Below are 12828 nucleotides of genomic sequence, written 5' to 3'. Positions count from 1 at the left end.
TCCAATAGTCTTGCTCGATCTCCTGAAATGAGTTGTCCCATTCATCTACAATTCTTTGATAGATCCCCAGGCCCTTTCCGTATTGCATTACTTTTTCTCTCACAGGATTATCCATGCCCCATTTTTCGATCAGGAAATGGATGAGATAAGTACTTGAAAATACCGCTTGATCCGTATAGTTCTTATCCGTCAGATATTCTTCTCTTGCTAAATATTGTTCTGACTTCTCTAGTAGAAGAGCTAGTAAGTCCTCACGTTCAACATATAGAGCGTAATTTAGTTGGGGGGCTATACTATCGATAATGGAATCATAATGCGATATTGACCAATAAACTGCGGTTCTCTCGAAATATTTCCAACAATCATCATTTTCTTGAAACAAAAGATTTTTTGCAGCAATATGAGTACCTTCCGGCCCCCAACTTAATACACTGTCTAAAGTCGAAAGGTCCTTTTTTATTTTTTTGCCTTCTGTACTAAATAAATAAATTTTATAAAATCTTTCGTTGGCTTTTATGAGATCAGGATATTCGTCATATTTATACCACTTAATCGCTTTTTGAATAAGTCGATGACTATAACTACTATTTACCGGCACATCTTATCCCCCTTGGAAATTCAAGGATTCATTCTATGTAGAATCGCTTCAATTTGTTCTTTTTTATGGCTGTAATGTTTTTTGTCAGGGAAGAAATCTACTTCTTCTAATGGTGGACTTTTCTCTATAACAGGTAATAAGTTACCATCTTTTAAGTTCCAGAACTTTAGCTTTTTTAAGTTCTTCAACTTTTCAATAAACAACAACGACTCTACCTCAGATACAAATACATTTTCTAATGAATGATTATCATTTGTCACAACAATATCGTTTACTCTTTTACACTTTTCAACATGCAGTGTATGTAATTTTTGAAGATTAAAAACGAGCTTAATGTCTGAAATTTTAGAGCAATAATTTAATTTTAGAATACGCAAATTTTGAAGATTTTCTACACCATTCAAACTTTCAAAATTCCCTCCACTTAAATACAAGCTTTCTAAATGGTGAAATCCCTTTATAAGAGCGCAATCATTCTCTGATAAACCAAATATCGTAACGTGCTTCAATGCCTTTAAAGAACTGAAGTTCAAGCTCATCTCGTTATAATCGATATACAATTCTTCGATGGTATGAAGCATTGAATAGTCAAATATGATCTTCTCATGATTACAAATTAACTTAGTCAATTTATCTAGTGTATATAATGCATCAATATTAAAGTTTTTCACTTTAAAAGTGTTTGATATACTAACTGCATTGATGAAGCTTTTATCTTCCATCGGCGTTAAATCCAGATCGTATCTTTCTCCTTTATTATCATTTAAGGAGATGATTCTTATTGAAGAATATCCTTTTTTCTCAGCCTGTTTAACTCCTTCTTTAATAAACTGGGGATCTATTTCAAACGCCTGAATATTTTCATTAAAACTATATTTTTTCATTTTATTTGCACCCGGATTTCGATTCTAAATACCTAACCATCTCGAAGTTTAGTAAAAGATATCTGAGTCTTCACCATGTTGTTCCTTTAGTAGCGCGATGATCTCATCCATAGTAAACCTTTTCTTCTCTATCATTGTTCGTTCAATAAGTTGAAATCTGACGTCCAATTTTTCGTTATAGCCTGTTGGCAATACGGGGTATGTAGCCATTGGTGTATGGAACAGCTCATGCTTAATCTCAGGGATATCTAATCCTAGTTTTTTTCTTACCTTGAACACGTTGAGTAATTCCATAGGAACTAGTCCATACGATATAAACTCTTCCTTTTCTCGCGTACTTCCTGTTAAACTTAGCCCGTTTAAGTGGTGTTCGCACAAAAGATCCCAATAGTCTTGCTCGATCTCCTGAAATGAGTTGTCCCATTCATCTACAATTCTTTGATAGATCCCCAGGCCCTTTCCGTATTGCATTACTTTTTCTCTCACAGGATTATCCATGCCCCATTTTTCGATTAGAAAATGGATGAGATGGGTACTTGAAAATACCTCTTGATCCGTATATTCCTTGTCCGACACATATTCTTCTCTTGCTAAATATTGAACTGACTTCTCTAGTAAAAGAGCTAATATGTCCTCACGTTCAACAAATAGAGCGTAATTTAGTTGGGGGGCTATATGATCGATAAAGGGATCATTTAAATGCGCTAATGCCCAAAAAAGGGCGGTTCTCTCGAAATATTTCCAACAGTTATCATGGCCTTGAAATAAGAGATTTTTCGCCGCGATATGATGTCCAGCGGGTCCCCAACCCAAAATACCAATCATTGTAAAAAGATCATTTTTAAATTTATGTCTATTCCCTCGTAGTGAATAAGCCTCATAGAATATTTCATCATCTTTGATTAGATCTATATTTTCGTAATACTTGTATCTTTTCAGTGCTTTCTGAATAAGTCGATGATTAAATTTGATATTTACTGGCATCATGTCGCCCTCATCCCCTTTTCATGCCATGATCATTTTTCACGTATAGACAAATAGTCCAATAGATTATCGGTATGATCTTTTCCTAGTAATATTTCTAACCGTTTTTCCAATTGATCTACATATTCGCTTTTGACCTCAAACGTTTCATCATCTATGATTTCACCGTTAAATGCATGAGATACCTGAAGGACAACAGAAAGTGCATCAAAAAAACGAGCCAACGAATCCGATACAGAAAACAGTTCTCCGCCTTCATAACTTGCAAATACAGGCGAGTTCGTAAGACTACTGTCAACTACAATAGGATTAGAATCAATATCTGCGATTACAATCCAATGGGGATTCCAACTAGGATCTTCATCATACTGTCCTTCTTTATCAATCCACCTATAACCTGATTGTCTTTTTAATAAACGGTCCGGAGCATAGAGATATAGAACGTTGTTTCCAAGATCAATATCGACACCATCCAATTGATGATTGTCTTCTCTTACAGGGCCATGAATACGAAAATTCTCATAAAGATACTTCAGCTCATTAGACAGTGGAATTCGGACATCGATTAAATCTTTTGGCAAATTAGGTTGATGGACAATTTCACCTTCTTTAATAAAGAACTCAAAAGGCTGCTTGGATTGTGTATAAGATTGAATAAATTGCAGTATAGATTCTTCTAATGTATTCATGAGTTGCCTCCTCATCGTTGTCTTGTACTATCTAATAGAAAGTATTAATTAACAGTGACTTCCTTGAAGGAAATACCTCTTATTCCTGCGTTATCGCATTCCTGTACAAAAGTTGAACTAACTAGAATAATTGTGTCGTCCTCTGCTAGTCTGAAAATATTTGATGTTGTTAACTTATTTTTTGAAATCACAAGTTTTGTAATTTTTATTGACCCATTAGGTAGATAACTTAATAATGGCTTATACTCTGATAATTCTGGATCCATACAAGATATTCTGTTTGTAATATTAATTACATGATAACCTGTGAGTTCTTTCCCATTTACTCGTAATTTCGCTCCAATCAGTTGAATATCGCTACTAAAATTAGTCATAATAAGTTTGGAAAACTTCGGGCTTACGATCTTAGGCCCATTCCCACTAATTAGATAATCAAATTCACAAAACTTTTCTTCATTGAACTTACCTGTAATAGAGAACTCGGGTATATCTGCAATCTGATCGATCCTTTTTCCTTCTTCAAACATCGAATAATCGATATTTGAACTTGAATCGTATTTAATCCAATACTTATCGGGATAATCTGAAGAAATGGATAATTGCCAAATTTCATTATTGTTACTTGCAACTAATTTTCCCACGACGTAAACCACCTCGATTATTAAACATCAAAATAGCCAGCCAGTTATTACTGCTGACCGCATACTTGCGAGAACTCTTAGTATTTCTTTCTCTACTTCATTTTTATAAAAAATATTTCTTATTATAATAAGCAGGTAACTCTTCAATTGGAATAAAATCCACGCCCACCAAATGTTCTTTTTCAATTTCGTTTTTGAATATTTCGCTACAAAATAAAAACCTGGTCAATAATGAACCTTTTAGAACAAAGACTTCTTTGTCTACTTCAGATTCTTTTAATATGATTTCCTCGAATTTTCTGACAAACGCACCATCTCTACTAATTACCTGCTCTTTGGTTTTCCCCTCGTCAACATCGTATTTTGAATGGTTATAATCGATCCACGTTTCCTTTTTATTAGGAACTAAATAGTGATATTTTTTATCTGTGATCTGTGTACCCTTCCATGATAAAGTTTCTAGCGGAATCATTTGATAATCATCGATCAACATATATTTGAGAAATATCCGCAAAAAATCATCAGAGACAATATACCCGTCAAAATCTGCATAGAAATCAAAACTAAGTATTTTTTCTTTACAAACTAAAAATAAATGTTCTGGAAATCTAACTTTTTCTGTACCGTGACTAATCGTCCACTCATAATTCATATCTGGCATTGGGTTATTATCATTAAATTCCTCTGCTAATACTGCATTTAAGGACATAGGTACACCTTTACCACTCTTTTTAACCATTGCATATATTTTTTGTTTCATCATGATGCTTCTTGCACCCCTGTATAAACTTAAATGGAATATATTCTCAATAGTTAAGGATATTTTTCCCAACCCATACAAAAGAGTGTACCATACCAGCAAAGTACTTCTCAATTCTTCTACAGATGTTATCATTTTACAATGATTCCTATCAACGAAAACAAAACCACAAAAAACCTTGAAAGGCATCTTCCAACCAAGGTTTTAAAATCCTTAACTTAACTCCTAAATTTAGTTATGATGTTTTTATATTTACGAAAAAAGGACTGATGACTACTCATGCATATTTGGGATATACTGGGAATAAATCCGAGTGGTGATCGTTCCGTCATTAAGAGAGCTTACGCGAAGCAGTTAAAGCTCCATCACCCTGAGGATGACCCAGTGGGTTATCAACGGCTGCGGGAAGCTTATGATCAAGCGCTTAAGCAGGCCAAACAGCAGAGTGACCGATCAGTCAACCGTATTCTTTCGGAGGAAGAAGATGAGCAGCAGGAAAATCAGCGAGTATCCATCTCACCTCGGATCGTAATGCAAGGGGTTGATCATCAGCAGGAAAGTCAGCATGTGTCTGTACCTCATCGCATCATGATCCTGCAAGAGCAGGATCATGCACCTCACAGTCCTGAACATCAATTAAATGAGTTTATGGGTAAGGTCAATACGATTTACCACACTTTCATAACACGAATAGATACAGATAATTGGTTGAAACTGATGAATGACGATGTCATGTGGAATTTAAATCTTCAAAGTTCCGTTAACGAACGAATGCTTAATTTTTTGGAAAGTCATCCTTATTTGCCAAGATCGGTTTGGCAACTGCTCGAAGGCAGTTTTCGTTGGAAGGAGAAAGCGCTAGCGGATCGGGAATTGTTTTCCGAACGGTATCCTAATGTGTTTACGTATGCACTGGAGGATCAGCAATATGTGACAAGCTTGCGGTATTCGTTCCTTGCAGATGCAGGAAACATTGATTACGATGCCTTTCTGCATTACCGGGTAATGGCGTTGAGAGCGCTCAAAGACCATGACTTGCAGACTGCGGAAGATATGCTGAATAAGGCCTGTGAAGTGTTTCCCAGTGATCCGGATTTGCTTCGCCTTCAAGGGGAATTTTACTTTCGAACGGATGATTTAAGTCGTGCTCTTATGGCCTTCGATCATTGTATTCGTATTGCTCCTGACGATACGGATTCTTATTTCTATCGCGCTCGTATTTACTATAAACAAGACAAGCTGGTTGATGCGATTCAGGATTTAATCTATCTTCTTTCTCAAATGCCAGAAAATCTGGATATGTTATCTCTTTTGGGAAAATGTTATATCAACTTGGGACAATTGAACCACGCTAGAGAAACCTATAATCGGATATTGGACATCCATTCAAACGATATCGAAGCACTTGTTTATCTTGCGGATTTCGAGGGGTCCACAATTTATCAAGAGAGCTTTGGGCAATCGGAGGAATTAGAGCCTACAGATGAGCTGGAACTCCAACGGAGTGCTGTGCCTCCCCTACTGTCGATATTTGCAAAAATTAAAGAGCTGATATTTCAGCTTGCAAAAAACACATGGTTATATCTATTGTTGCTAGTTGCCGATTTCGGATTAGTGGTATTGGTACTTGATGGACCTTTGCCTGATATGGGCGTGATAATGGTAACAATAATCGTAACTATTTTAGTATTGGCTTTGGGTAGTCTTATTCTTACAATAATTTGGAGAGTTTGCAGTGTTTTAATAAACTATTTTGGGAGCAAGTAGAAAGGAGTTGTCTTTGTACCAACATGGATTATTACAATCTCGAAGTTCGCCAACAATTATCTTTATATATTCATGCACTTTCGTCTTTTTGCTTGAAAGGGCACAATCCTTACCCTTTTGCCAAAAATATGCACCTCATATTCGAAAATAAAAGTCGGCTGAGTCAAATGCTTGACCAATGGGAAATCGATGATTCCGAAAAGTTAAAAGAGAAGTTGGACTGGTTCTTTCAAACCGGGCACAGAAAAGAGTTTCGTGACAGCAGTATGCTGCTCTCGGGGCTTTCTATATCGGAACGCACTGCATTTATACAATCACTGCCTGACGGGGATCCAAGAACAGCAAAGCTGATTGTCTCCAATCATTATTTCACACGCTTGCCAGGGGAAGGCATAGCCGCATACGATCATTCTTGGTGCGTATATGCTTGCTGCGCGGGATATGAACTCGGATATTTAACGGAAGAGGATAAATGGAGAATGGTGGCTGTCTGTGTTCGGGAAGCTAGAATAGCATATTCAAGCTGGAAGGACTATGCTATCGGGTATGCGGCAGGCGCGGATTTCACAGAGTCTTCTTCTTCTTTAGAGTATGTAAATAAAAACCAAGATTACCTTATTAAACTGCTTATTGCTCCAGACAGTCCGCTAAGACATATTAGCTTAAGCTATTAAGGTGAAACCCAGTAGTTAACGTTGGGGTTATTTTTCGCACCAATGTTACCCTCTAATTCCAAGTCGTAAGTAAGATAACCTTCATCGTCTAAAAAATAGGCTTGCTGTTTATAAAATTCATTTATCGTTTCTAGAAATTTTTCAGGTGTATTATACACCACTTCTAGTTCTCCCTCATCATGTAACAATGTGCAAATGCAACCTTCTCCGTTTAACATCTCTACGTAGCAAATGAAATCACTAGAATAGTTAGCCAAAATAGGTAATACAAATGCAACGTCAGTTTGGACATTCAAAATGTTATCCAAATTTTGTTTCTCACTTACAAATTCATCAATGTGTATAAGTCGATATCCTGGTATAAAATCCATTAGCCTTTGATCGCAAACATCCCTTTTAGTACCCTGTACAGTACTAAATATGACTTCATAAAAGTTCGGAGTATAGGATAGTTGTAAAACATCCGTCCAATTTCCTGTTGCAGTTCCCAAACTAGCTCGATAATCTGGGCGTAACTCATTAGATAATTCGATAAATTCATTAAACAAATCCCTTAGCATGATAGTCCTCCTAATGATACGTCCATCCTATTCTATAATTCGAAAGGATAGGTACTCGATAGCCCTTTCTTTATTTTTTCAACTTCAGCAATTATTTGTTGTCTATACTCGTCTCTTAAATTTAAATTTTCATCAAAGTAGATATTCCTATGATTATTAAATAGTTCTTCTTTTTGTGACAGGAGGTCAGCTAATTCGAACCACTCTTTCATATTTAACGACATGTTCACCACACTAGATAGATCATGATTATAAAAATAGATGCTATTATCAGCATTGGTTAAATCCACTAGCCATAAATCCCCTTGACCTGTTTCTGCAAATATCCACTTATCCTTAGTCATTTCTTCAAACGCTTCACGATATTCAGTATTAACTTTTTCGGCTTTTTCATATGAAAGAAGTTTATGATCTAACGAAATTTCATTATCTGATAAATTGTTGCAGATCCATACATAATCCCCATTGAAATTATCCTCAATAACGATTTCCTTTTTTCTCTTATTTAATCTAACCACGATTTCATCATATTTTCCCTTTTTAAACATATCGAGCACCTACCTTATCTTAATTAACCTCGATTTCAACAAAAGATAATCCCTTGAGATTCGCAGTACTGCATAACTCTGCAAACTTTGGACTAACTACAATGGTTGAAAGTGATTCCTCTAGTCTAAATATATTTAATCCAATTAATTGATGTTTTGAAATAACAAGTTTATTAATAGTGATTGGACCATCTGGACGGTGGCTTAACTTAAAAACGGATCGTTCTTTATCCATACAAGATACCTTATTGATAATATTCATGATATGATATCCCGAATATTCTTTATCATTAACTCTAAGTTTTGCTTTAATTAATTGAACTTCATTACTAAAGTGCGTCAATATCATTTCCGTGAACTTGGGGCTAATTAGACTCGGACCATTTCCACAATGGAGTAAATCATAGTTCAATAGCTTTTCTTCGCTTACTTTTTCTTTCAATGAGAATTCAGGAAGAGCTTCGTTTGTAGAAATATCGATTTTTTTTCCTATAATAAAATTTATGTGTTTCAATGATAAATTTGAATGGTATTGAATCCAATATTTATCCGGATAATCAGAAGAAATAAAAAACTCATACATACAATTGGGATTTTGACTTTCCATTTTGTCACACACCTGTTCGAAGTTTAATAAAAAATATCTGATCCTTCACCATACTCATCTTTAAGTTGGGATATGATCTCTTCAATAGTAAACCTTTTCTTCTCTTTAATGGTCCGCTCTATAAGTTGAAATCTGACGTCCAATTCTTCATTATAGCCTGTTGGCAATTTGGGGTATTTAGCCATAGGTGTATGGAACAGTTCATGCTTAATCTCCGGGACATCTAATCCTAATTTTTTTCTTACCTTAAACACGTTGAGAAGTTCCATAGGAACAAGACCATAATAAATAAACTCTTCCTTCTCACGTGTGCTTCCTGTTAAACTTAGTCCGTTTAAGTGGTGTTCGCACAAACGATCCCAATAATCTTGCTCGATCTCCTGAAATGAGTTGTCCCATTCATCCACAATTCTTTGATAGATCCCCAGACCCTTTCCGTATTGCATTACTTTTTCTTTCACAGGATTATCCATGCCCCATTTTTCGATCAGGAAATGGATGAGATAAGTACTTGAATATATCTCTTGATCCGTATATTCCTTGTCCGACACATATTCTTCTCTTGCTAAATATTGAACTGACTTCTCTAGTAAAAGAGCTAAAATATCCTCACGTTCAACAAATAGAGCGTAATTTAATTGGGGGGCTATATGATCGATAAAGGGGTCATTCAAATGCGAAAATGCCCAAAAAAGAGCTGTTCTCTCGAAATATTTCCAACAATTATCATTGCCTTGAAATAAGAGATTTTTCGCTGCGATATGATTACCTTCCGGTCCGTCTCCCAACATTCCACACAGGTAATTGATATGAGTTTTTATTTTTTTCCCTTCCGTACGAAATAAATATGTGTTATAAAATTCTTCCCTTCCTTTATCGTGGTCTATGCCCTCATCATATTCATATCTCTTAATCGCTTTCTGAATTAGTCGATGACTATAACTACTATTTGCCGGCACATCTTATCCCCCTTGGAAATTCAAGGATTCATTTTATTTAGAATCGCTTCAATTTGTTCTTTTTTATGACTGTAATGTTTTTTATTAGGGAAGAAATCTACTTCTTCTAATGGTGGACTTTTCTCTAAAACAGGCAATATGTTACCATCTTTTAGGTCCCAGAACTTTAGCTTTTTTAAGTTCTTCAACTTTTCAATAAACAACAACGACTCTAACTCAGATACAAATACATTTTCTAATGAATGATTGTCATCTGTCACAACGATATCGTTTACTCTTTTACACTTTTCAACATGCAGTGTATGCAATTTTTGAAGTGTTAAGACCGGCTTAATATCTGACAATTTTGCGCAGTAACTTAAATTTATGACAAGCAAATTTTGAAGATTTTCTATGCCATTCAGGGATTCAATATTTCCTCCGCTTAAGTACAAGCTTTCTAATCTCTTAAATCCACTTAAAATCGTACAATCCATTTCGGAAAATCCACGTATAACAATGCTTTTCAATGCAATTAATGATGTGAAATTCAAACTTTTATGGCTGTAATCATAATAAATGTGTTCCAATCTAGGGAGTAATGCATAATCAAAAATGATAGACTTATTCTCACAAAATAATTGAGTTAGATTACTTAAAGTATATAACGCATCGATATTAAATTTCCCCACCCTGAAATTATCTGATATACTCACCAATTTAATAAAACTTTTATTTTCCATAGGCGTTAAATCCAGATTGTAGGTTTTCCCTTTATTATCATTTAATGAGATGATTCTAATGGAGGAATAACCTTTTTTTTCAGCTTGCTTCACTCCTTCTTTAATAAATTCAGGATCTATTTCAAACTCTTGAATATTATCATTGAAACTATATTTTTTCATTTTAATAGCAACCAGCTTTCGATTTCAGATATTGTTATTCTATTTATCGGCAAGTCCTTTAGCTTTCAATTGAGTTTTATGATCAGCAGCTTCATAAATTTTGAAAGCCGACCTATTCGGGTCGGCTTTCAGTGTCTATAACGAATCCATTAGCTCACTCCGGCATTTTTCCGACGACGGTTTCGGCCGGTTTGTTCGGCGATTCATTCGATGTCGTGATCAGCTTTTGCAGCCATTCGGGTGCCTCGGAATCCGAGATGTTGAGCATATCGAGAAAGTCGGAATCGTTCAGAATAGAGCGGATACCGGAAACGACATTACGATCCCCGCTTACGGATCCGAAGCCTTGCGTAAGCTTCTGGTGGCTCTCGAAGCCGGTCGGCCAGTTGTTGCCCATATTGATGCAGGCGGCGTTCTCGACGGAGCCGATACGTATAGAACCGATTACGAATTGGGGTGATAAATAGGATGACATTTCGAAACCTCCGATCCTAAGACGGGTTACCCATTACTCTCTGATCAGTCGATAACCGGTTTCGGTTCTTACCAGCCCGTCTATTTCGTCGCCAGACGATCGGGAAGGTTGATTTGTTTTTGTAGGACGGCGACCCACGGAAGGTGTGACAGTGTCCGTTTTCGGGCGTTCGTTCGTTTCTATGGAAAAAGAGGAATTCGGGTTGGTTTTGGCGCCGAAGTTGTTTCCCAGATTTAATGAACCGCTCAACTGATTGATGTCCAGACTGTCTAGACGGTACTCCATCTTCTCAACCACGGGTTGGTGGATGTGGACATTTTTAATCGTAATCTGCGTTGGATTCGATCTTACATGTTCAAGCGCCTGTTCAATCCGGCTGAATCTGAGGTTGATCTCCCGGAAATGTTTGTCCACTTCCCGGATTAGCGTTTCGGCAGGTGCGTTCTTTTTTTTCCAAAACATAGGTCACGTCTGACGGGGGTTGACGCTGGAATACGTATCGATTGGGTCGCTGTCATTCAAAGAAACACGAACGCCCGATAAGAAACAATTCTTCCCGTTAACCGTTCCGAAAGCCTGATTTTGCTTTGCGGCATGCTTGTATTTCCACTGTACGTTGCTCCCGTGAAACACGCCTGACGAGTTGGATACCGTACCGATGTGTAGATTATGAAATTGAATTCGTACCATCTTTTCACCACCCCGCGTCTGATGTGCTTTTGGAAATAAATCTTATGCAAACTCGATCGGGATATTCTTCGGCTGCTCGTACGTTTCGATCTGCAATTCGATCATGAGCAAGCCTTGGCTATAATTCGCCCGAATATGATCTTTGGAAACTGGTTTAGGCATCAACAAGGCGCGCCGGAAGCTTCCGAAAAAACGTTCGGCCTGGGTGATTCGATTTTCCGTAACCGGGTACATGCACGGAATATCCCCCTCCAGAATAAGGGTCTGCCCTTCAAGGGAGATGCCGATTTGTCCCTTGGACTTTAACTCGGGTATTTCAGCCATCACAACCACTGTCGTCTGAGTGTAATAGATGTCTACTCGCGGTCCCAGAGAAGGAATCAGAGCGCCGATATCCTGCCAAAACTCCTCGCCGAGCACCTCGCCAGCTTGCTTATGAAATGCTTGTAAGTCCTTCATTTGGCTTTGCCTCGCCTTCTCTTCCACCGGCATCACCATTCCTTACAGGATGCTTCCATCATAAACTATGTGTATGTATCGGATGAGAAAATGATTCGATGTGCCATACATGACTGGCTTGTCCGAATTAAAGAAGGCTCCATGGCTCGCGAGCCTACTCTCGGATAAAAATTTCGTGGAACGGTTCGGACTCAAGTACCTTCGGCAGCAGAATCTCCACGACATCTCCGTCTATTCTGGCGGATGAACGAGTGGGATAGATGTCGCTGGGTAGCCTAATTTCTTGCGCGCTTCCGGAGCACTCGATTTTGAGCTTCGTTTTGTTTGCAAAAAAGCGAGTATCGCGATCGGTTGCGTTCTCGGGCATTTTGCATCGTACGATGATCACCCGTTGGCTGTCGAACAATTCGTATTCGACTTCTTCGTTGGAGAAGGGGGAGCCCGACTGGCCGGCCATTGCATGCTGCATGACGCTCTTAATGGCTTTATGCATGTTTTTTTCAAACCCGTTCTGGCCGAAATACATCGGAATATGTTTCATCATGGACGTCTGAAGTTCTTGCCAGGCTTCGAATGGATTCCGACCTTTGTTCATCCTTTTGCACTGCCTTTCGGATTTTGCCCGAATATGCGGTCTGGCATGATTTTT

At 37.5% G+C, this 12828-nt stretch carries 18 protein-coding genes; 2 read left to right on the top strand and 16 right to left on the bottom strand.

From position 1 onward, the window contains the following. From FPZ45_RS25235 to FPZ45_RS06375, 6 genes are all read right to left on the bottom strand, one after another. On the bottom strand, positions 1 to 598 hold a 598-nt coding region (locus FPZ45_RS25235), incomplete at its 3' end, for a hypothetical protein (protein WP_222430761.1). Between the two features lie 20 nt (positions 599 to 618). After that, positions 619 to 1482, bottom strand: coding sequence for a leucine-rich repeat domain-containing protein (locus tag FPZ45_RS06395; RefSeq protein WP_144699592.1), 864 nt, complete (start codon positions 1480 to 1482; stop codon positions 619 to 621). Between the two features lie 48 nt (positions 1483 to 1530). Beyond that, positions 1531 to 2469 carry a hypothetical protein gene (locus FPZ45_RS06390; protein WP_144699590.1) on the bottom strand — a complete coding sequence of 313 codons (939 nt, stop codon included), beginning with the start codon at positions 2467 to 2469 and terminating at the stop codon, positions 1531 to 1533. 29 nt (positions 2470 to 2498) lie between these two features. Next, positions 2499 to 3155, bottom strand: coding sequence for a hypothetical protein (locus FPZ45_RS06385; RefSeq protein ID WP_144699588.1), 657 nt, complete (start codon positions 3153 to 3155; stop codon positions 2499 to 2501). 44 nt (positions 3156 to 3199) lie between these two features. Next, on the bottom strand, positions 3200 to 3796 hold the full coding sequence (locus FPZ45_RS06380) for an imm11 family protein (protein ID WP_144699586.1): 597 nt from the start codon (positions 3794 to 3796) through the stop codon (positions 3200 to 3202). A 103-nt stretch (positions 3797 to 3899) separates the two neighbouring features. Beyond that, positions 3900 to 4559 carry an Imm43 family immunity protein gene (locus tag FPZ45_RS06375; RefSeq protein ID WP_186438254.1) on the bottom strand — a complete coding sequence of 220 codons (660 nt, stop codon included), beginning with the start codon at positions 4557 to 4559 and terminating at the stop codon, positions 3900 to 3902. 381 nt (positions 4560 to 4940) lie between these two features. Here FPZ45_RS06375 and FPZ45_RS06370 point away from each other — a divergent pair, with 381 nt between their 5' ends. Both FPZ45_RS06370 and FPZ45_RS06365 read left to right on the top strand, forming a co-directional pair. Continuing rightward, positions 4941 to 6323 carry a tetratricopeptide repeat protein gene (locus FPZ45_RS06370; RefSeq protein WP_144699582.1) on the top strand — a complete coding sequence of 461 codons (1383 nt, stop codon included), beginning with the start codon at positions 4941 to 4943 and terminating at the stop codon, positions 6321 to 6323. A gap of 23 nt (positions 6324 to 6346) precedes the next feature. Next, a complete protein-coding gene (locus FPZ45_RS06365; RefSeq protein WP_144699580.1) occupies positions 6347 to 6997 on the top strand; it encodes a DUF1266 domain-containing protein in 651 nt (216 codons plus the stop codon). Here the strand turns inward: FPZ45_RS06365 and FPZ45_RS06360 are convergent. From FPZ45_RS06360 to FPZ45_RS06315, 10 genes are all read right to left on the bottom strand, one after another. After that, on the bottom strand, positions 6994 to 7557 hold the full coding sequence (locus FPZ45_RS06360; protein ID WP_144699578.1) for an SMI1/KNR4 family protein: 564 nt from the start codon (positions 7555 to 7557) through the stop codon (positions 6994 to 6996). The two genes, FPZ45_RS06365 and FPZ45_RS06360, sit on opposite strands and share 4 nt — an antisense overlap. Before the next feature lie 32 nt (positions 7558 to 7589). After that, the gene (locus tag FPZ45_RS06355; RefSeq protein ID WP_144699576.1) at positions 7590 to 8105 is read right to left on the bottom strand and encodes an SMI1/KNR4 family protein; all 516 of its coding nucleotides are present in this window, start codon (positions 8103 to 8105) and stop codon (positions 7590 to 7592) included. 19 nt (positions 8106 to 8124) lie between these two features. After that, positions 8125 to 8712 carry an imm11 family protein gene (locus FPZ45_RS06350; protein WP_144699574.1) on the bottom strand — a complete coding sequence of 196 codons (588 nt, stop codon included), beginning with the start codon at positions 8710 to 8712 and terminating at the stop codon, positions 8125 to 8127. Between the two features lie 23 nt (positions 8713 to 8735). Next, on the bottom strand, positions 8736 to 9671 hold the full coding sequence (locus FPZ45_RS06345) for a hypothetical protein (RefSeq protein WP_144699572.1): 936 nt from the start codon (positions 9669 to 9671) through the stop codon (positions 8736 to 8738). Positions 9672 to 9691: 20 nt separating this feature from the next. After that, a complete protein-coding gene (locus tag FPZ45_RS06340) occupies positions 9692 to 10555 on the bottom strand; it encodes a leucine-rich repeat domain-containing protein (RefSeq protein ID WP_144699570.1) in 864 nt (287 codons plus the stop codon). 154 nt (positions 10556 to 10709) lie between these two features. Continuing rightward, on the bottom strand, positions 10710 to 11030 hold the full coding sequence (locus FPZ45_RS06335; protein WP_144699568.1) for a hypothetical protein: 321 nt from the start codon (positions 11028 to 11030) through the stop codon (positions 10710 to 10712). A gap of 33 nt (positions 11031 to 11063) precedes the next feature. Then, positions 11064 to 11492: a spore germination protein GerPC gene (gene gerPC, locus FPZ45_RS06330; RefSeq protein ID WP_144699566.1), complete on the bottom strand. Its 429-nt coding sequence runs from the start codon at positions 11490 to 11492 to the stop codon at positions 11064 to 11066. 3 nt (positions 11493 to 11495) lie between these two features. Next, positions 11496 to 11720, bottom strand: a complete 225-nt coding sequence (locus FPZ45_RS06325; RefSeq protein WP_144699564.1) for a hypothetical protein — start codon at positions 11718 to 11720, stop codon at positions 11496 to 11498. Positions 11721 to 11762: 42 nt separating this feature from the next. Continuing rightward, positions 11763 to 12179 carry an Hsp20/alpha crystallin family protein gene (locus FPZ45_RS06320; protein ID WP_186438253.1) on the bottom strand — a complete coding sequence of 139 codons (417 nt, stop codon included), beginning with the start codon at positions 12177 to 12179 and terminating at the stop codon, positions 11763 to 11765. Between the two features lie 154 nt (positions 12180 to 12333). Continuing rightward, on the bottom strand, positions 12334 to 12774 hold the full coding sequence (locus tag FPZ45_RS06315; RefSeq protein WP_144699560.1) for an Hsp20/alpha crystallin family protein: 441 nt from the start codon (positions 12772 to 12774) through the stop codon (positions 12334 to 12336). Between the last annotated feature and the right edge of the window lie 54 nt (positions 12775 to 12828).

It is taken from the genome of Cohnella terricola (assembly GCF_007786475.1).
Taxonomy (GTDB): Bacteria; Bacillota; Bacilli; order Paenibacillales; family Paenibacillaceae; genus Cohnella; species Cohnella terricola.
Note: the sequence above shows the minus strand (reverse complement) of the source record. Positions and strands in the feature narration are given on the sequence as shown.

Bases quoted from the DNA above. Each gene is read 5' to 3' on its own strand.
- FPZ45_RS06395 (WP_144699592.1), bottom strand. From the start codon at position 1,482: ATGAAAAAATATAGTTTTAATGAAAATATTCAGGCGTTTGAAATAGAT.
- FPZ45_RS06390 (WP_144699590.1), bottom strand. From the start codon at position 2,469: ATGATGCCAGTAAATATCAAATTTAATCATCGACTTATTCAGAAAGCA.
- FPZ45_RS06385 (WP_144699588.1), bottom strand. From the start codon at position 3,155: ATGAATACATTAGAAGAATCTATACTGCAATTTATTCAATCTTATACA.
- FPZ45_RS06375 (WP_186438254.1), bottom strand. From the start codon at position 4,559: ATGATGAAACAAAAAATATATGCAATGGTTAAAAAGAGTGGTAAAGGT.
- FPZ45_RS06365 (WP_144699580.1), top strand. From the start codon at position 6,347: ATGGATTATTACAATCTCGAAGTTCGCCAACAATTATCTTTATATATT.
- FPZ45_RS06360 (WP_144699578.1), bottom strand. From the start codon at position 7,557: ATGCTAAGGGATTTGTTTAATGAATTTATCGAATTATCTAATGAGTTA.
- FPZ45_RS06355 (WP_144699576.1), bottom strand. From the start codon at position 8,105: ATGTTTAAAAAGGGAAAATATGATGAAATCGTGGTTAGATTAAATAAG.
- FPZ45_RS06350 (WP_144699574.1), bottom strand. From the start codon at position 8,712: ATGGAAAGTCAAAATCCCAATTGTATGTATGAGTTTTTTATTTCTTCT.
- FPZ45_RS06340 (WP_144699570.1), bottom strand. From the start codon at position 10,555: ATGAAAAAATATAGTTTCAATGATAATATTCAAGAGTTTGAAATAGAT.
- FPZ45_RS06335 (WP_144699568.1), bottom strand. From the start codon at position 11,030: ATGTCATCCTATTTATCACCCCAATTCGTAATCGGTTCTATACGTATC.
- gerPC (WP_144699566.1), bottom strand. From the start codon at position 11,492: ATGTTTTGGAAAAAAAAGAACGCACCTGCCGAAACGCTAATCCGGGAA.
- FPZ45_RS06325 (WP_144699564.1), bottom strand. From the start codon at position 11,720: ATGGTACGAATTCAATTTCATAATCTACACATCGGTACGGTATCCAAC.
- FPZ45_RS06320 (WP_186438253.1), bottom strand. From the start codon at position 12,179: ATGAAGGACTTACAAGCATTTCATAAGCAAGCTGGCGAGGTGCTCGGC.
- FPZ45_RS06315 (WP_144699560.1), bottom strand. From the start codon at position 12,774: ATGAACAAAGGTCGGAATCCATTCGAAGCCTGGCAAGAACTTCAGACG.